We start from the raw sequence: 17,883 nt of genomic DNA on the forward strand, positions 1-17,883 counted from the left end.
GCGACTCGGGAGCAATTGTCACGGAGCGTGACGTGACAATCCGTGACGGCGATGGGCGAGTGGACGGCGCTCGGCGGCACGGTTCGGCGCGCCGCGCCGAACCGCGCGCCGCGCCGAGGCGGCGCCGGTCGCCCCGCGTCCCGCGCCGTCGGCGCGGGACGGTTCCGCGCCCGGCGCCCGGCCGTTCCCGGTGTCTCAGCGTTCGACGTTGCGGTGCTTGGTGCGCAGCTTGAACGGCATCAGCGCGCTCTCGATCTTGGTGGCGGTGGTCATCTTGGATGCGCCGTCGCGCCGCTCCTCGAAGCGGATCGGCACCTCCAGGATGGTGTGCCCCAGCTTGGTGGCCAGGTAGTGCATCTCCACCTGGAAGCTGTAGCCGTTGGACTGCACGCGCTCCAGGCCGATGTCGCGCAGCGCGTCCGCCCGCCAGATCTTGAAGCCGGCGGTGAGGTCGCGGATCCGGACCCGTAGCAGGGTGTGCACGTAGAGGTTGGCCCAGCCGCTGAGCGCCCGCCGGTAGAGCGGCCAGTTCTCGTCGAGTTCGCCGCCGGGCACGTACCGGGAGCCGATGACCACGCCCGCCTGGGTGGAGAGCAGCGCGCCGAGCATGCCCGGCAGCGCCTCCGGCGGGTGCGACAGGTCGGCGTCCATCTGCGCCACGTACTCCGCGCCGCCGTCCAGCGCGCGCCCGATCCCGTCCACGTACGCCCGGCCCAGGCCCTCCTTGCCGGCGCGGTGCACGACCTCGATCCGGTCGGGGTGCTCGATGGCCAGCTTGTCCGCCACCTCGCCCGTGCCGTCAGGGGAGTTGTCGTCGGCGACGAGGATCTTCAGGCCCGGCAGCGGCAGGGCCAGGAGCCGCTCGACCAGCACCGGGAGGTTGCCCGCCTCGTTGTAGGTGGGAACCACGACGGTCAGGCGTGCGTCCCGCCAGGGCGCGGGCAACTGCACGGGTTCGATCATGTCGGACATCCTCGGTCGGCGGACAGGACTCCCTGAGAGCGTAGCCAGTTGCCACATCCGGGTCGAAAAGGCACCCCGTTCCGCCGGTCATCCGCCCCCTGGTGGGAGCGAGGACGGGCCTGAGCGGTGCTCCGTGGATCAGCGGAGGCGGCGGGTGAGGGCGGTGACGGCCAGGGCCAGGCCGGCGAGGGCGACGGAGACGGCCGGCTTGTGCGTACCGACCCAGAGGGCGGCCGAGCGGGTGCGGGCCCGGTCCGTGAAGACGCCCTCCACGCCGCGGTCCCGCTCGTCGTCGCCGGGGCGGTCCAGGTTGTCCCGCCAGGTGGCCGGGTCGACGGGCGTCCCGGTCTGCTGGCTGTCGTAGCCGTCACGGGCGAGCTTCCGGTCCAGCAGGCCGGGCGCCAGGATGTCGCCGAGCCGGGCCCGCCAGGTCGGCCCGCCCACGTTCAGCTCGCGCGGCCCGTGGTCGGCCGCCCAGACGATCGCCTTCGCGGCCACCTCGGGCGCGAAGATCGGGGGCACCGGCTGCGGATGCCGGGGCAGCCGCGTGCGCACCCAGGAGAACTGCGGGGTGTTGACCGCCGGGAGCTGCACCATCGACAGCCTCACGCCCGGGCAGTCGTGCAGCAGTTCCGCCCGCAGCGAGTCGTTGAAGCCCTGGATGGCGTGCTTGCTCGCGCAGTACGCCGACTGCAGCGGGATCCCCCGGTAGGCCAGCGCCGAGCCGACCTGCACGATCGCGCCCCGTCCGCGCGCCCGCATGTGGCGCAGCGCCGCGAGGGTGCCGTGCACGGTGCCGAGGTAGTTGACCTCGGTGACCCGGCGGAACTCCGGAGCGGGGATCTCCCAGGCCGGGGCGAGGACCGAGACCATCGCGTTGTTCACCCACACGTCGATCCCGCCGAACCGGCGCGCCACGTCGTCGGCGGCCCGCTGCACCGCGCCGGCGTCGGCCACGTCGACCCGGTAGGCGTGCACCTCGGAGGCGCCCAGTTCCCGGCAGTCCCGCTCGGCGGCGGCCAGGCCGGCCTCGCCCCTGGCGAGCAGCGCGAGCCGGGCGCCGCGCTCGGCGTACCGGCGGGCGACGGCGCGTCCCACGCCGGCACTCGCCCCGGTCACCACCACGGTCTGCGTCATCCGTCCGCCTTCTGCCGCTTGGCGATGTCCGTCAGCCGGGTCAGCGTCTCCCTGTTGCGCTGGTGCAGCACGAGGTCGTTGATCTTGTTGCGTAGCCAGCGCAGCGGGCCGGCGGCGAAGTCCTCGCCGATGCGTACCCGGGTCGCGCCGTCGCCGACCGGTTCGAGGGTGAAGACCACGGTCGCCTCACCCGCCGGCCAGAGCCCGGCGCGGATCACGAGCCGGCCCGGCGGCTCGCAGGCGAGCACCGTGGAGGAGTCCTGGAGGGAGAGCGGCCACGGCCCGGCCTTGTGGTGCAGCTGGGTGCCCACCCGGGGCCAGGCGTCGTCCACGTCCCGGACGTGCACCGTGCCGACGACCCAGTCGCTGTAGGTCCACCCGTCGGCCAGCACCGCCCAGACCTGCTCCGGGCGAGCTTCGATCACTTTCTCCACAATCGCCACTGCGTCCCCATACCCTGACGCGGCCCGGCCTAACAGCGCCCGCGGGTTAGCTTCTCCGGGGCGACGGGTAACGCCACCCCGGGGCCGGCGTGTCGACGCCGCCGGCCCGGATGACGCGGCGGCGCGTTGAAGATGACGTTTACTCCCCTGGGCGCCGGGAACCCGCCGGCTGTGCGACAGGACCAGGTGGAGCCGGATCAGCGCAGGTCAGCCCGGGTTTGTGCCGGCGCTGACCGGGCCGCGTCCGGCCCCGTCCTGTTCGACGCGGTGCTGCTGGACCGGGACGGCACGTTGGTGGAGGACGTGCCGTACAACGGTGACCCGCAGAAGGTGCGGCCGATGCCGGGGGCGCGGGCGGCGTTGGACCGGTTGCGGGCCGCCGGCCTGAAGCTGGCGGTGGTGACGAACCAGTCGGGTCTGGCGCGGGGCTGTTTCGGCGAGGCGCAGATGCGGGCGGTGCACGCCCGGGTCGAGGAACTGCTGGGGCGGTTCGACGCGTGGTTGGTGTGCCCGCATGACGACGGTGACGGGTGTGGGTGCCGCAAGCCGGCGCCGGGGCTGGTGCACGCCGCGGCCCGGGAGTTGGGCACGGTGCCGTCGCGGTGTGTGCTGGTGGGTGACATCGGCCGGGACATGACGGCGGCGTTGGCGGCGGGGGCGGCGGGGATCCTCGTGCCCACGCCGGTGACCCGACCCCACGAGGTGGCTGCCGCCCCGCAGGTCGCGGCGGACCTGCCGGCGGCGGTGGCGGAGATCCTGCGCCGCCAGACGGCTCTCGACCCGGCCACCTACGGCCAGCCGGCCCTCGACCCGGCCAACCCCGGCCGGGCCGGCACTCGACCTTCCCGGTGGACCGGGACCGGCACCGGTCCGCCGGTCGGCCGGCGGGAGCGGGGCGGGACGGTGCTGGTGGTGCGGTCGGACTCCGCGGGGGACGTGCTGGTCACCGGCCCCGGCATCCGCGCCGTCGCCGCCACCGCCGGCCGGGTGGTGATGCTGTGCGGGCCCCGGGGGCGGGCCGCCGCGGAACTGCTGCCCGGCATCGACGAGATCGTCGAACACCCGCTGCCCTGGATCGACCCCACCCCGGAGCCGGTCGACCCGGCCGACATGGCGACATTGACGGATCGGCTGGCCGCCGTCGGCGCCGACGAGGCGGTCATCTTCACCAGCTTCCACCAGTCCGCCCTGCCCCTGGCCCTGCTGCTCCGGCTGGCCGGGGTCGGCCGGATCAGCGCGATCAGCGACGACTACCCCGGCGCCCTGCTCGACGTGCGCCACCGCGTCCCGGCCGGCGTACCCGAACCCGAGCGTGCCCTCTCCCTCGCCGCCGCCGCCGGCTACACCCTCGCCCACCACGACGAACCGGCCCTGCGCCTGCGCCCGGCGCCGCAGCCCCCGCCCGAGGCCGGCGAACCGGGCTACGTGGTGCTGCACCCCGGCTCGGCGGCGCAGGCCCGGGGCTGCCCGCCGGAGCTGGCCGCCCGGATCGCCCGCACCCTGACCGGCGCCGGTTACCGGGTGGTGGTCACCGGCGGTCCCGGCGAGCGGGAGCTGACCGCCCAGGTGGCCGGCGACGACGCCGTCGACCTCGGCGGGCGGACCGGGCTCGCCGAGCTGGCCGCCACCGTCGCCCGGGCCGGCGCGGTGGTGGTGGGCAACACCGGCCCCGCCCACCTCGCCGCCGCCCACGGCGTCCCGGTGGTCAGCCTCTTCGCCCCGACCGTCCCGTTCGGACAGTGGGGGCCGTGGCGGGTGCCGGCCGTACGGCTCGGCGACGCCGAGGCCCCCTGCCGGGACACCCGGGCCGCCCGGTGTCCCGTGCCCGGGCATCCCTGCCTCAGCGGCGTCGGGGCCGGGCAGGTGCTCGACGCGCTGCGGCTGCTCGGGGTGGCCCCGGCGGCCCTGCCGGCGCGCGACGGGGGCGGCGCGGGAGGCCGCGTGCCGGCGGCGGCCAGCACCGGCGGGAGCGGCCGATGAACGTCCTGCTGTGGCACGTGCACGGCTCCTGGACCACCTCGTTCGTGCACGGCAAGCACCGCTACCTCGTGCCGGTCACCCCCGACCGGGGCCCCTACGGCCTCGGCCGCGCCCGCACCTACCCCTGGCCGGACACGGCCGTCGAGGTCACCCCCGACCACCTGCGCACGGCCGACGTGGACCTCGTCATCCTCCAACGCCCCGAGGAACTCGACCTCGCCACCGAGTGGCTGGGCCGTCGCCCCGGCCAGGACATCCCCGCCGTCTACGTCGAGCACAACACCCCCAAGGACGGCGACGTCCCCCACAGCCGCCACCCCATGGCCGACCGGGACGACCTGCTCATCGCCCACGTCACCGCATTCAACGAGCTGTTCTGGGACACCGGCGCCACCCGCACCACCGTGGTCGACCACGGCATCGTCCCGCCCACCGTCGAGTACACCGGCGAGCTGGAGCGGCTGGCGGTGGTGATCAACGAGCCGGTACGCCGCTGGCGGGTCACCGGCACCGACCTGCTGCCCCGGTTCGCCGAGATCGCCCCGCTCGACGTCTTCGGGATGCGGGTCGCCGGGCTGGCCGACCACCTGGGTCTGCCGGCCGACCGGCTGGCCAGCCACGACGACGTGCCCCAGCACCGGATGCACGCCGAGCTGGGGCGGCGGCGGGCGTACCTGCACCTGTGCCGGTGGACGTCCCTCGGGCTGAGCCTGATCGAGGCGATGTCGATCGGGATGCCGGTCGTCGCGCTGGCCGCCACCGAGGCGGTGACGGCGGTGCCGCCCGGCGCCGGAGCCCTGTCCACCCGGGTCGACACGCTGCTGGACGCCGCCCGCCGGTTCGTCGAGGAGCCGGCGGAGGCGCGCCGGGCGGGGGCCGTGGCCCGCGCCGCCGCCCGGGAGCGCTACGGCCTCGACCGTTTCCTCGCCGACTGGGACCGGCTGCTGGAGGAGGAAGTATGCGCATCGCGATGATCTCGGAGCACGCCAGCCCGCTCGCCATCCTGGGCGGCGAGGACGCCGGCGGTCAGAACACGCATGTCGCCGAGCTCTCCGCCGCGCTCGCGGCCGCCGGACACGACGTGCGGGTCTACACGCGCCGCGACGCGGTGGACCTGCCCGTGACGGTACGCAGCGCCGACGGCTACGACGTCGTGCACGTCCCGGCGGGGCCGGCCGAGCCGGTCGCCAAGGACGCGCTGCTGCCGCACATGAAGGAGTTCAGCCGGTGGCTGGTCGACCGGTGGCGCGGCGGGGACTGGATGCCCGAGGTGATCCACGCGCACTTCTGGATGAGCGGCCTCGCCGCGCTGGCCGCCAGCCGGCAGACCGGGGTGCCGGTGGTGCAGACGTACCACGCCCTGGGCGTGGTGAAGCGGCGGCACCAGGGCGTGCAGGACACCAGCCCCGCCCGCCGCATCGGCTACGAGCGGGAGCTGGGCCGCTCGGTCGACCGGGTGATCGCGCAGTGCCAGGACGAGGTGGGCGAGCTGGTCCGGATGGGCGTGCCCCGGTCCCGGATGACCGTCGTCCCGTCCGGGGTCAACCTGGGCACGTTCGCCCCGCTCGGCCCGACCGCCGACAAGGAGGACGGCCGGGCGCGGATCCTCACCGTCGGCCGGCTGGTCGAGCGGAAGGGCTTCCAGACCGTGGTCCGGGCGATGGCGTACGTCCCCGGGGCCGAGTGCGTGGTGGTCGGCGGTCCGCCCGCCGGCCTGTTGGAGACCGACCCGTACGCCCGCCGGCTGCGCGCCCTCGCCGGCACCTGCGGGGTGGCCGACCGGGTGAAGCTGGTCGGCGCGGTGCCGAGGGAGGAGATGGGGCGCTGGTACCGCTCGGCGGACGTCCTGGTGGCCGCCCCCTGGTACGAGCCGTTCGGGCTCACCCCGCTGGAGGCGATGGCGTGCGGGGTGCCGGTGGTGGGCACCGCCGTGGGCGGCATCAAGGACACCGTGGTCGAGGGCGTCACCGGCGACCTGGTCCCGGCCCGGGACCCGCACGCGCTGGGCACCGCGATCCAGCGGCTGCTCGACGACCGGATCCGCCGTTTCGCGTACGCGGCCGCGGCGCGGGAACGGGCCCGGCGGCGGTACTCGTGGGCGGCCACCGCCGAGCGGCTGGTCGAGGTCTACGGCGACGTGGCGGCGGTGCGCCGGCCCACCCGGGTGGTGGCCTGATGGCGGCGGCCCCGACGCCGCTCGACGCGCACCTCGCGAACCTGGCCGCGGCGCTGCTGCCCTTCCGGCAGTACGAGGAGCTGCTGGCCGGGTGGGGGGAGACCCTGGCGCGTCGGCTGGTCGACGGCGGCCGGCTGCTGGTGGCCGGCAACGGCGGCAGTGCCGCCGAGGCCCAACACCTCACCGCCGAACTCGTCGGCAAACTCCGCGACGACCGCCGACCGCTGTCCGCCATCGCCCTGCACGCCGAGACCTCCGCCCTCACCGCCATCGGCAACGACTACGGCTACGACGAGGTCTTCGCCCGCCAGGTGCGCGCCCACGGGCGCGCGGACGACATCCTCCTGCTGCTGTCCACCAGCGGCACCAGCACCAACCTCCTCGCCGCAGCCCAGGCCGGCCGCGACACCGGCCTGCGCTGCTGGGCTCTCACCGGACCCGCCCCCAACCCCCTCGCCGACCTCTGCCACGACACCCTCGCCGTCCCCTCACCCGACAGCCAGGTCGTCCAGGAACTCCACCTCGTCACCAGCCACCTGCTCTGCGAGTACGTGGAGCAGGCGCTGCCGACGGCGCTCGCCGGGCCGGGGGCGCCCGTGCGGACCGGGGTCGAGGTGGTGCTCGACGGTGGGGCAGGTCAGCAGGTCGACGCGTGATGAGGAGGGAAGCGTGACGGGACCCGTGGTGGTGGTCGGCGACACCCTGCTGGACCGCGACGTCGAGGGGGTGGTGAACCGGCTCTGTCCGGACTCGCCGGTGCCGGTGCTGGACGAGACCGCCCACGTCGACCGGCCCGGCGGCGCCGGACTGGCGGCGGTCTTCGCCGCCGCTCAGGGCGCGGAGGTGGTGCTGGTGACCGCGTTGGCGGACGACGCCGGCGGGGCCCGGCTGAGTTCGCTGCTCGACGCCGCCGGGGTGCAGGTGTACGCCCTCGGCCTGGGCGGCGGCACACCGGAGAAGATCCGGCTGCGCGCCCGGGGCCGGGTACTGCTGCGCCACGACCGGGGCGGCGCCGCCGGCACGCCGGGCGAGCCCTCCGACGCGGTGCTGCGGGTGATCGCCCGGGCCTCCGCCGTGCTGGTCAGCGACTACGGTCGGGGGGTGGCCCGGCAGCCCGCGCTGCGGGCGGCCCTCGCCGAGACCCGGGCGCCGGTGGTCTGGGACCCCCACCCGCGGGGACCGGCGGCGGTGCCGGGGGTGCACCTGGCCACCCCGAACGAGTCCGAGGTGCGGGAACTGGTCAAGTCCCCGCCCGGCGCGACCCGGCTGGCGACCGCGTCCCGGGGCGCGCAGGCGCTGCGGCAGCGTTGGCGGGCCGGCGCGGTCGCGGTGACCCTCGGCGGGGACGGCGCGCTGCTCTGCCACGCCGGCTCGACCCCGCTGGTGGTCTCCGCACCGACCACCGCCGAGGGGGACACCTGCGGGGCCGGCGACCGGTTCGCCGCCACTGCCAGCCTCGCCCTCGCGCGGGGCGCGCTGGTCTCCGAGGCGGTGCAGGAGGCGGTCGCGGAGGCGTCGGCGTACGTGGCGGGCGGGGGAGTGGCGACGGCCCTGCCGCCGGCGCGTCCGCTGCCGCCGGCGGTGTCCAGCCCCGGTGGGGAGCGGGTCGGCGTGGCCGCGGCCGCCGCCGTGGTGTCGGCGGTACGCGCGGCCGGCGGCACGGTGGTCGCCACCGGCGGCTGCTTCGACCTGCTGCACGCCGGCCACGTGGCGACGTTGCAGGCCGCCCGGCAGCTCGGCGACTGCCTGGTCGTCTGCCTCAACTCCGACGCGAGCGTGACCGGGCTGAAGGGCCCCGACCGGCCGGTGAATCCGCAGGGCGACCGGGCCCGGTTGCTCGCGGCGCTGAGCTGCGTCGACGCGGTGATGATCTTCGACGAGTCCACCCCGCGCGCGGCCCTGTCCTGGCTGCGGCCGGACGTCTGGGTCAAGGGCGGCGACTACGCCGGCGACGGCGGCGAGCCCGCCCTGCCGGAGGCGGACGTGCTGCGCCGCTGGGGCGGGCACACCGTGGTGGTGCCGTACCTGGACGGCCGCTCCACCACCGGGCTGATCGCCGCGGCCCGGTCGGCCGGCCCCGCCGCCGGTCCGGCCGACGCGCCGCCGCTCACCGACACCGTGCCGCCGGCCTGTCCGCCGCCCGGCCCCGGGTCCGGGGGCGCGTCGGCGCAGCGACCGAGCACGGCGGAGGGCACCCGGTGAGCGGCGCGCCGCCCGGGGCCGGGCAGACCGTGCTGGTCACCGGCGGGTCGAGTGGCCTGGGCGCCGCCGTGGTCGCGGCGGTGGCCCGGGCCGGCGGCCGGCCCGTGGTGCTGGACCGGCACGCGCCGGCGGACGGGGTGCCGTGGGTGGAGTGCGACCTGGCCGACACCCGGGCCGCCGAGGCCGCCACCCGGCAGCTCGCCGAGCGCTCCGGCGGGCTGGACGCGGTGGTCACCGCGGCGGGGGTGGACGTGCCGGGCCGGCTGGCGGACCTCCCCGGCGAGACCTGGGACCGCGTCGTGACCGTGGACCTGCTCGCCACGGCGGCCGTCGTCCGGGCCGCCCTGCCGTTCCTGGAGAGCTCCCGGGGCAGCATCGTCACGGTCGCCTCGACGTTGGGGGTGAAGGCGGTCAGCGACGCCACCGCCTACTGCGCCGCCAAGTTCGGCGTCGTCGGCTTCACCCGTGCCCTCGCCGCCGAACTCGCCGGCACCGTCAACGTCACCCTGCTCATCCCCGGCGGCATGCGCACCGCCTTCTTCGACGACCGCGACCCCCAGTACCGGCCCGGCCCCGACGCCAACCTCAACGACCCCGCCGACACCGCCGCCGCCGTCATGTTCGCCCTCACCCAGCCGCCCGGCTGCGCCGTCCGCGAGATGGTCGTCTGCGCCGAACAGGAAACCTCCTACCCGTGATCCTCGCCCTGCGCGCCCTCGGCGTCGGCGATCTCGCCACCGCCGTCCCCGCCCTGCGCGCCCTGCGCACCGCCCACCCCGACCAGGAACTCGCCCTCGCCGCGCCCGCCTGGCTGGCCCCGCTGGTCGGCCTCGTCGGCGGCGTCGACCGGCTGGTGCCCACCGACGGCCTCGGCCGCCTCGACCCCACCGTGCGAAGGCCCCACATCGCCGTCAACCTGCACGGCCGCGGCCCCGAGTCCCACCGGGTGCTCGCCGACACCCGGCCCGGCCGGCTGCTCGCCTTCGCCAACCCCGCCGCGGGCCACCACGACGGTCCCGACTGGGCCGACGACGAGCACGAGGTGCACCGCTGGTGCCGGCTGTTGCGCTGGTACGGGACGGCGGCGGACCCGGCCGACCTCGGGCTGCGCCGGCCGCCGACGGGGGACGCCCCGACCGGGGCCACCGTGCTGCACCCCGGCACCAAGGTCATGGCCAAGCGCTGGCCGGCGGAGCGGTTCGCCGCGCTCGCCCGGGAGCTGACCCGCCGGGGGCACCGGGTGGTGCTGACCGGCAGCGCCGACGAGCGGGCGCTCGCCGAGCGGGTCGCGTACGACGCGGGGCTGCCCGGCACGGCGGTGCTGGCCGGCCGGACGGGCCTGGCCGGGCTGGCGGCCGTGGTCGCCTACGCCCGGCTGGTGGTCTGCGGGGACACCGGCGTGGCGCACCTGGCCACCGGCTACGGCACCGCCTCCGTGGTGCTCTTCGGCCCGGTCCCGCCGGCACGGTGGGGGCCGCCGCCGGACCGCCCCCGGCACCGGGTGCTGTGGGCCGGCGCACGGGACTGGCCGAGGTGGGACGGGGTAGGAACGCATCCGACGTTGGCGGCCGTGGGTGTCGACGAGGTGGTGGCCGCCGTGGACGAGGCGGAACAGGCGGTGCGGGTTTCCGGTGCGGTTGCGGCGTAGTGATCCGGGCAGGCCCGGGTTCGGGCGTCGCCGGCGCGGCACGGGGTGGCTCTTCCTCGACCCGGCCGGCGAGCCGGTCCGCGACCCGGACGCGCTGGGCCGGCTGCGGGAGCTGGTGATCCCGCCGGCCTGGCGGGACGTGTGGATCTGCCCGCACCCGAACGGACACATCCAGGCCACCGGCGTGGACGCGGCGGGACGCAAGCAGTACCTCTACCACCCGACGTGGCGGCAGAAGCGGGACGAGGCGAAGTTCGACCACGTGCTGGAGGTGGCCCGCCGGCTGCCGGCGCTGCGCGAGCGGGTCGGGCAGGACCTCTCCGGCCGGGGGCTGAACCGCGACCGGGTGCTGGCGACGGTCACCCGGCTGCTGGACATGGGCATGTTCCGGGTCGGCAGCGACCAGTACGCGGCCGGCGACGACCCGACCTTCGGGGTGTCGACCCTGCGACCGGAGCACGCCCGGTCCCGGGGCGGCTGCGTGGTGTTCGAGTTTCCCGCCAAGGGCGGCGTCGAGCAGGTGCGCCGGATCGAGGACCCGGAGCTGTGCCGGGTGCTGACCAACCTGCGGCGCCGGCGGCGGGCGGCCGACCGGCTCTTCGGCTACTGGGACGGCCGGGACTGGCGCGACGTGCGCAGCGACGAGGTCAACGAGTACCTGCGCGACGCCAGCGGCGGGGAGATGACCGCGAAGGACTTCCGGACCTGGCACGCCACCGTGCTGGCCGCCACCGCGCTGGCGACGGCGGGGGCACAGCGTTCGGTCACCGCCCGGAGGAGGGCGGTCGCGGGGGTGATGCGGAACGTCGCGGAGCTGCTCGGCAACACCCCGACCGTGGCACGTACGTCGTACGTCGACCCGCGGGTGGTCGACCTCTACCACGACGGCGTGGTGGCCCCGGTCGACGGGCGGACGCCCCGGGAGAAGGCCGAGCAGATAGTCCTGGAGCTGCTGGAGGAGGCCTGACCGGCCCCGCCGTCGGTCCTGGGGGAGAGTGGCGACGGGGCCGGGGTCCAGGACGAGTCCGGGTGGTCACCGGGCGGCCGCCCGCCGCCTCCATGGGCGGCGGGCGCCTCGCCGCGGCCCCCGTTGACGCCCGACCCCGCTGTCGCCGTCGGCGGGGAGGGGATCGGCCGCCTCGGATGTCAGTCTGCCCCGACCGGGTTGACCGTGGATGCCGTCGAGTTGACTTTGCGTGCCGGCTCTGCCTGGCTGGCGCGCCAGGACTGCGGCGTCATGCCGTGGGCCGCCCGGAAGATCCGGCTGAAGTGTGCCTTGTCGGGAAATCCCCAGCGTGCCGCGATCGCCTGGATCGGATGGTTGCTCAGGCCCGGGTCGGCCAGGTCGTGCCGGCACCGCGCCAGTCGCAGGTCCCGGATGTACGACGCGACCGTCGACTCCTCGGCCTCGAAGAGCCGGTGCAGGCTGCGCAGCGAGATGTGGTGGGCGTCCGCCACCACCTGGGGGCTCAGCGTCGCGTCGCCCAGGTGCCGTTGGATGTAGCCCTGGACCTGGGTGACCAGCGCGCGCCGGCGTACCTCGGTGGGCACGGCGTCCTCGGCCACCAGGTGCCGACCGAGCATGGTGGACGCGAGGTCCAGCGCGACGGTGCCGAGCCGGGCGGCGTCGGCGGCATGGTACTGCTCGGGATGGTTGGCGACCTGGACGAGGAACTGCGCCAGCAGCGCGCCGATCCCCTCGGTGCCCGACATCCGGCCGCCGAGCAGGGGCGCCAGCCGGTCCGGCGGCAGCGGCAGCGCGCCGTGCGGGATGAGCGCCACCACTGACCGGGCCGCCTCCTGACCTCGGTCGTCGCCGAGGTGCCGGACGCCGTGCGGGCGCGAGGCGTGGTAGAAGGTGAACTCGTCGGGCCCCAGCATGCTGCTCCGGCCGGCCTGGCTGACCACGCCGTCGCCGTTGACGGTCAGCGCCAGCATGTAGACCTCCGGGTCCGACTGGCGCACCAGCTTCGGCGTCCGGACGCAGTCCAGCGACGGGTACCGGTAGTTGACCACCTGGATCGGGCCGAGCTCGATGATCTCGGCTCGGGCGGCGAAGTCGTGCGCGTGCTCCGTCCGGATCCGCAGCGGCGTCGCCGTACGGGCCACCATGTCCAGCCACATCCCGAAGCGGTCTGCTGCCGGAACCTGCTCCGTGTCGATGGTGGTCCGCCGCAGCATCCCCGCCCCCCGTCCCTCGCTCTCCGCCCGGTGGCCATTGTGGGCGACGCGGCCGGCGGCGGCCAGGGAGGGTTTGCGTTCAGTCCGCCGTCGAGCGGCTGCTGACCAGCACCTCGACGCCGTCGAGCACCCGGTCGAGGCCGAACTGCCACTCCGCGTCGAACTCCTCGTCGTCGTCGGCGGCGACGCCGTCGGCCAGTAGCGCGCGGATTGCCGGGTACGGGCCGTGCCGGGTCAGCCGGGCGAGCTGCTGCCAGTAGCGTACGCCGGCCTCGTCCGGGCTGATCTTGGTCCGTGCCGCCGCCTCGCTGATGTCCGCCGTCAGGGTGGCCCAGTGCCGGGCGTACCCGCTGACCAGCAGGATCGTCGAGAGGCGCTCGGCGGCGCGCAGGCCGGTACCGCGCAGGGTGTCCAGCCCCTGTTCCATCCAGCGCACCTGGTTGGGGCCCATCGGCGGGCCGCCGACCGGGACGTGCCGGGTCCACGGGTGGCGTTGGATCGCTGTCGCGTTGCCCAGCGCCCAGCGGGCCAGCGCCGGCCGCCACCCCTCGTCCGCGCCGCGCGGCGGCGGCGGATCGCCGTACGCGGCGTCGGCCATCAGCTCCAGCAGGTCGCTCTTGGCGGAGACGTAACGATAGAGCGACATGGTGCCCACGCCCAGCTCGCCGGCGACGCGGCTCATCGACACCGCCGGCAGTCCCTCGGCTTCGGCCACCCGGATGCCGGCGGCCACCACCTGCTCCAGGCTGAGGCTGCGCTTGGGGCCCTTCCCAGGGCGTTCGCGCAGGCCCCAGGCGATCTCCACGCTCTCGGGCAGCTCGACGTCGGCGTCGTTCACACTCACCTCCCGATCCGGCTTGACCGCCATCCTAGCCTCTGCGTATGGTCTACGCAGAATAGCGTACGTCATACGCGGAATGCGGAGGGTGAGGGGCGATGGGAGCAGCAGCACCTGAGGCGGTGGAGACGATCGACCTACGCAAGTCGTACGGCGGGGTTGCCGTGCTCGACGGCCTGACCATGCGGGTCGCCCGGGGCAGCGTGTACGCCCTGCTCGGCCCGAACGGGGCCGGGAAGACCACGACCGTCCGGATCCTGGCCACGCTCGCCACCCCCGACGGGGGCGTGGCCCGGGTGGACGGTCACGACGTGGTGCGCGACCGGCGCCGGGTGCGGCGGACGATTAGCCTCGCCGGCCAGCACGCGGCGCTCGACGACCAGCAGACCGGCACGGAGAACCTGCACATGATGGCCCGGCTGGCGGGGCTCTCCCCGGCCGCCGCCCGGCGACGGGCCGCCGACCTGACGGAGCGCTTCGACCTGGTCGCCGCCGCCGGACGGCGGGTGGCGACCTACTCCGGCGGCATGCGCCGCCGCCTCGACCTCGCGGCCAGCCTGGTCGGCGAGCCGTCCGTGATCTTCCTCGACGAGCCCACCACCGGCCTCGATCCGCGCAGCCGGCAGGGGCTGTGGGAGGTGGTGGCCGAGCTGGCCGGGGCGGGGGTGACGGTGCTGCTCACCACCCAGTACCTGGAGGAGGCCGACCGGCTGGCGGACCGGATCGCGGTGCTGCACGGCGGCCGGCTCGCCGCCGAGGGCAGCGCGGGCGACCTCAAGCGCCGCTTCGGCGCCCACCGCCTGGAGCTGACGCTGCGCGACGCGCCGAGCTTCGCCGCGGCGGAGCGCCGCCTCGGCGACCGGGTCACGCACCGCGACCCGGCCCGGCTGGAGTTGGCGGTGGCGACCGACGGGGGCGCGCCACACGTCCGGCATTTGCTCGACGAGGTGGACCCGGACCGGCAGGATCTCGCCCGGTTCACCGTCCGCGAGGCCACCCTGGACGACGTCTTCCTCACCCTCACCGGCGACCCGGTGGCGGCCGCGCGGGAGGTGGCCCGTGTCTGAGCTGACCCTGCGGCCCTCCCGCGCCGGCGAGGCGCTGGTGATGGCGGCGCGCTGCCTGCGGCTGTCCCGGCGCAACGTCGACGCGCTGCTGACCTCGCTGCTGCTGCCCGTGATCCTGATGCTGCTCTTCGTCTACCTGTTCGGCGGCGCGATCGACACCGGCACCCGGTACGTCACCTACGTCGTCCCCGGCGTGCTGCTGCTCTGCGCCGGCTTCGGGGCGGCGGGCACGGCCGTCAGCGTGACCACCGACCTGACCGAAGGGGTGATCGAGCGGTTCCGCACGATGGACGTCAGCGCCGCCGCGATCCTCGGCGGGCACGTCGTGGCCAGCGTCGTCCGCAACACCGTCTCCACCGTGCTGGTGCTCGCCGTCGCCGTCGCCATCGGCTTCCGCCCGACCGTCGCGCCGCTGCGCTGGCTGGCCGCCGTCGGGGTGCTGCTGCTCTTCCTGCTCGCCGTGTCGTGGCTCTCGGCCGCGTTCGGCCTGCTGGCCCGCACCCCGGAGGCGGCCGGCGGCTTCACCTTCCTGGTGATGTTCCTGCCCTACCCGAGCAGCGCGTTCGTGCCGGTGGAGACCATGCCGAGCTGGCTGCGCGGCTTCGCCGACCACCAGCCGGTCACCCCCGTCATCGAGACGCTGCGGGCCCTGCTGCTGGACACCCCGACGGGTACGGCTCCGGCCCGGGCCGTGGCCTGGTGCCTCGGCATCCTGCTCGTCGCCGTGCTGGCGAGCGTGGTGCTGTTCCGCCGCCGGGTCGCCTGAGCGCGCGCGGACCCGGCGGTGCGCCGACCCGGCCCGGCCGCCCCGCGCCGGACGCGCGGCGGCGGCCACCCGGAACGGGCGGCGGCGGCACCGGACCTCGTCCGATGCCGCCGTCGTCGACGGGTCAGTCGTTGAGCACCTGGGAGAGCCGGTCGCGGAAGCGCCGCTCCGAGTCGCTGATTACGTCCCCGCCGAGGCCGAGGATGCCGCCGCTGGACGCCGCGCCCACCACCTGCTCGGCGATGTCCACCAGCCAGTGCTTGTACGCCCCGGCCTCGCCCTCGTCCACCTTGGCCGCCAGCAGCGCCGCCGCCTCCTTGGCCCGGCCCAGCACGTCCTCCAGGTAGGCCCGCGGGTCGGACGGCGCGATGACCGGCAGCTCCTCGCCGGCCTCGGGGTCGCCCACCCGGGAGACGACCTCCCCGGCGACGGCGGCGACCAGCGGGCTGGCCGACTCCCGGCCGGCGGAGATGGTCTCCAGCCCGGCCGCGTTCTCCGCCATGGTGCGCTTGGTGCCGTCGGACTCGGCGGCGCTCGCCGCGGTCAGCACCGACTGCGGCAGGCCGACCAGCAGCCCCCATTCCTCGTCGGAGAAACCGAACCCGGTGTACGCCGGCTGCTCGATCACGGCAACGCCCCTTCCCGCACTGAATCGCTCGTCGTCCACGGCCCCGCCAGCGGTGCCCGGCTCAGGCTAGTCGAGGGTCAGCAGGCCCTGTTCGGACACCACGCTGACGGACAGCGTCTTGTACCCCACCTCGTCGAAGAGAACCGTCATCCGGCCCTCCTCGTAGCTCAGCACCAGGCCGGGGCCCCACTCCGGGTGCCGGACCTGGCTGTGCACCGGGAACGGCCCGACCGCGCCGTCGTCGGCGGTGCTGGTGCCGGCGTGGCAGTTGTCGCAGTGCCCGCAGACCCTGGTCATCTGCTCGCCGAAGTAGGCCAGCAGCGTCTGCCCCCGGCAGGCGGTGGTCTCGGCGAAGGCCCGCATCATGTCGGTACGCGACCGGGTCACGCTCTGCTGCCGCTCCGCCTCGGCCAGGGCCGCCGCGGCGGCGTCCACGGGCGTGGGGGAGTAGCGGGGCGCGCCGACGCGCTGCCTGGCCCGCGGCTCGGCCGCGCCGACCTGCTCCAGCAGGGCGAGGTACTGGCCGAGCTTGCGCGGGCCCAGGCCGGTGACCTCGCGCAGTTCCTTCTTGGTGCGCGCCTGCTTGTGCAGCAGCGCGGACAGGTCGCGCAGTTCCGTCTCGTCCGGCAGCCCGCCGCTGAAGAACCGTTGCAACCCGACGTCCTCGGCCTGCCAGAGCAGCAGCACCCGCGCCGGCGCGCCGTCCCGGCCGGCCCGCCCGATCTCCTGGAAGTAGCTGTCCGGCGAGTCGGGCAGCGCCATGTGGACCACCCACGCGATGTTGGGCTTGTCGATGCCCATCCCGAACGCCGAGGTGGCCACCATGATCGGCACCTGGTCGGCGAGGAACGCCTCGTGCAGTTCGGCGCGGGCGCCGGCCGCCATGCCGCCGTGGTAGTGCTGCGCCGGGAACCCGGCGTCGGTGAGCCGGGCCGCCAGCTCCTCGGCGGAGCGCCGGGTGGGCACGTAGATGATGCCGGGCCGGGTGTCGTCGCGCAGCAGGGCGAGCAGCCGCCGCCACCGGTAGTCCTCCGTCGGGCAGTGGGCGACCTCGAGGAACAGGTTCGGCCGGTCCAGCCCGGAGACCACCACCTCGGGCTCGCGCAGCCGGAGCCGGGCGACGATGTCGTCGCGTACGGGCGGGGAGGCGGTTGCCGTCAGCGCCACCACCGGTGGCCGGCCGATGCCCTCGACGAGGTGACCGAGCGCCAGGTAGTCCGGGCGGAAGTCGTGCCCCCACGCGGAGATGCAGTGCGCCTCGTCGATCGCCACCAGCGCCGGCCTCAGCGACTTCACCTCGGCCGTCCGGTCGGGGTTGGCGAGCTGCTCCGGGGTGATGAAGAGGAACTCCGCCCGTCCGTCGCGGATCTCGGCGATCGCCTCGGCCTGCTGGGCGGGCGACTCGGCGGAACTGATCCGCACCGCGCGCAGTTCCGGCCGCTGCCGCTCGTTGAGGGCCGCGATCTGGTCCTGCTGGAGGGCGAGCAGCGGGGAGATCACCACGGTCGGGCCGGGGATCAGGCTGGCCGGGATCTGGTAGATCGCCGACTTGCCGGCGCCGGTGGGCAGCACCACCAGGGCGTCGCGGCGCTTCATCACCGCCCGCATGGCGGCCAGTTGGTGGGGCCGCAGCGCCGTCCAGCCGAAGAGGCTCTTGGCCGCGCGGCGCAGGGTCGTCGAGTGCGTGGACAGTTTCATCGAGGGCCGGAGGTACCCGCCGTGATCAGCGGCGAAACCGCCGCCCGGGGTGTGGCGCGGACGATCACCCGACGGCCGGCCCCGTTGACAGCCGGGACACCCGCCGGCCACTATGAACACTCGTTCATGAACGGTGGTTCATCACGTTCCGGAGGT

17 protein-coding genes are annotated in these 17,883 nt (G+C 75.4%); 10 read left to right on the forward strand and 7 right to left on the reverse strand.

What is annotated here, in order from left to right; all coding sequences use genetic code 11:
* Positions 1–195: 195 nt before the first annotated feature.
* The 3 genes from ACGF5G_RS31435 to ACGF5G_RS31445 all read right to left on the reverse strand — a co-directional run bounded on the left by ACGF5G_RS31435 (position 196) and on the right by ACGF5G_RS31445 (position 2,525).
* Positions 196–963, reverse strand: coding sequence for a polyprenol monophosphomannose synthase (locus tag ACGF5G_RS31435; protein ID WP_357697678.1), 768 nt, complete (start codon positions 961–963; stop codon positions 196–198).
* A 138-nt stretch (positions 964–1,101) separates the two neighbouring features.
* Complete coding sequence (locus ACGF5G_RS31440) at positions 1,102–2,100, reverse strand: SDR family oxidoreductase (protein WP_393269504.1); 999 nt, start codon at positions 2,098–2,100, stop codon at positions 1,102–1,104.
* Positions 2,097–2,525: an SRPBCC family protein gene (locus tag ACGF5G_RS31445; RefSeq protein WP_393269507.1), complete on the reverse strand. Its 429-nt coding sequence runs from the start codon at positions 2,523–2,525 to the stop codon at positions 2,097–2,099. Before ACGF5G_RS31445 ends, ACGF5G_RS31440 begins: the two co-directional genes overlap by 4 nt.
* Before the next feature lie 189 nt (positions 2,526–2,714).
* Here ACGF5G_RS31445 and ACGF5G_RS31450 point away from each other — a divergent pair, with 189 nt between their 5' ends.
* The 8 genes from ACGF5G_RS31450 to ACGF5G_RS31485 are packed head-to-tail and all read left to right on the forward strand — an operon-like array spanning position 2,715 to position 11,516.
* Positions 2,715–4,523 (forward strand): HAD-IIIA family hydrolase, encoded by a 1,809-nt coding sequence (locus ACGF5G_RS31450; RefSeq protein ID WP_393269509.1) that lies wholly within the window; start codon positions 2,715–2,717, stop codon positions 4,521–4,523.
* Complete coding sequence (locus tag ACGF5G_RS31455) at positions 4,520–5,497, forward strand: glycosyltransferase (RefSeq protein ID WP_393269512.1); 978 nt, start codon at positions 4,520–4,522, stop codon at positions 5,495–5,497. Before ACGF5G_RS31450 ends, ACGF5G_RS31455 begins: the two co-directional genes overlap by 4 nt.
* A complete protein-coding gene (locus ACGF5G_RS31460) occupies positions 5,482–6,699 on the forward strand; it encodes a glycosyltransferase (RefSeq protein ID WP_393269515.1) in 1,218 nt (405 codons plus the stop codon). The genes ACGF5G_RS31455 and ACGF5G_RS31460 overlap by 16 nt, the downstream gene beginning before the upstream one ends.
* Positions 6,699–7,355: an SIS domain-containing protein gene (locus ACGF5G_RS31465; protein ID WP_350706306.1), complete on the forward strand. Its 657-nt coding sequence runs from the start codon at positions 6,699–6,701 to the stop codon at positions 7,353–7,355. The genes ACGF5G_RS31460 and ACGF5G_RS31465 overlap by 1 nt, the downstream gene beginning before the upstream one ends.
* 13 nt (positions 7,356–7,368) lie before the next feature.
* Positions 7,369–8,901, forward strand: a complete 1,533-nt coding sequence (locus tag ACGF5G_RS31470; RefSeq protein ID WP_393269518.1) for a PfkB family carbohydrate kinase — start codon at positions 7,369–7,371, stop codon at positions 8,899–8,901.
* Positions 8,898–9,599, forward strand: coding sequence for an SDR family oxidoreductase (locus tag ACGF5G_RS31475; RefSeq protein WP_393269521.1), 702 nt, complete (start codon positions 8,898–8,900; stop codon positions 9,597–9,599). Before ACGF5G_RS31470 ends, ACGF5G_RS31475 begins: the two co-directional genes overlap by 4 nt.
* Positions 9,596–10,549 carry a glycosyltransferase family 9 protein gene (locus tag ACGF5G_RS31480; protein WP_393269523.1) on the forward strand — a complete coding sequence of 318 codons (954 nt, stop codon included), beginning with the start codon at positions 9,596–9,598 and terminating at the stop codon, positions 10,547–10,549. The genes ACGF5G_RS31475 and ACGF5G_RS31480 overlap by 4 nt, the downstream gene beginning before the upstream one ends.
* Positions 10,533–11,516 carry a DNA topoisomerase IB gene (locus tag ACGF5G_RS31485; protein WP_393269526.1) on the forward strand — a complete coding sequence of 328 codons (984 nt, stop codon included), beginning with the start codon at positions 10,533–10,535 and terminating at the stop codon, positions 11,514–11,516. Before ACGF5G_RS31480 ends, ACGF5G_RS31485 begins: the two co-directional genes overlap by 17 nt.
* 179 nt (positions 11,517–11,695) lie before the next feature.
* On the opposite strand, the gene ACGF5G_RS31490 is transcribed toward ACGF5G_RS31485, so the two are convergent.
* Positions 11,696–12,730 carry a helix-turn-helix domain-containing protein gene (locus ACGF5G_RS31490; RefSeq protein ID WP_393269528.1) on the reverse strand — a complete coding sequence of 345 codons (1,035 nt, stop codon included), beginning with the start codon at positions 12,728–12,730 and terminating at the stop codon, positions 11,696–11,698.
* 79 nt (positions 12,731–12,809) lie between these two features.
* Positions 12,810–13,574 carry a TetR/AcrR family transcriptional regulator gene (locus ACGF5G_RS31495; RefSeq protein WP_393269531.1) on the reverse strand — a complete coding sequence of 255 codons (765 nt, stop codon included), beginning with the start codon at positions 13,572–13,574 and terminating at the stop codon, positions 12,810–12,812.
* Positions 13,575–13,666: 92 nt separating this feature from the next.
* On the opposite strand from ACGF5G_RS31495, the gene ACGF5G_RS31500 reads away from it, so the two are divergent.
* Together ACGF5G_RS31500 and ACGF5G_RS31505 are read left to right on the forward strand one after the other, a co-directional pair.
* Positions 13,667–14,635 carry an ATP-binding cassette domain-containing protein gene (locus tag ACGF5G_RS31500; protein ID WP_393269534.1) on the forward strand — a complete coding sequence of 323 codons (969 nt, stop codon included), beginning with the start codon at positions 13,667–13,669 and terminating at the stop codon, positions 14,633–14,635.
* Entirely contained in the window at positions 14,628–15,401 is a 774-nt protein-coding gene (locus ACGF5G_RS31505) for an ABC transporter permease (protein WP_393269537.1), read from the forward strand. Before ACGF5G_RS31500 ends, ACGF5G_RS31505 begins: the two co-directional genes overlap by 8 nt.
* A gap of 124 nt (positions 15,402–15,525) precedes the next feature.
* On the opposite strand, the gene ACGF5G_RS31510 is transcribed toward ACGF5G_RS31505, so the two are convergent.
* Both ACGF5G_RS31510 and ACGF5G_RS31515 read right to left on the reverse strand, forming a co-directional pair.
* A complete protein-coding gene (locus ACGF5G_RS31510; protein WP_393269539.1) occupies positions 15,526–16,029 on the reverse strand; it encodes a hypothetical protein in 504 nt (167 codons plus the stop codon).
* Positions 16,030–16,095: 66 nt separating this feature from the next.
* Entirely contained in the window at positions 16,096–17,727 is a 1,632-nt protein-coding gene (locus tag ACGF5G_RS31515) for a RecQ family ATP-dependent DNA helicase (RefSeq protein WP_393269542.1), read from the reverse strand.
* Positions 17,728–17,883 lie beyond the last annotated feature (156 nt).

Origin of the sequence: Micromonospora sp. NPDC047730, from assembly GCF_043204765.1 — a bacterium.
In the GTDB taxonomy this organism is placed as follows: Bacteria; Actinomycetota; Actinomycetes; order Mycobacteriales; family Micromonosporaceae; genus Micromonospora.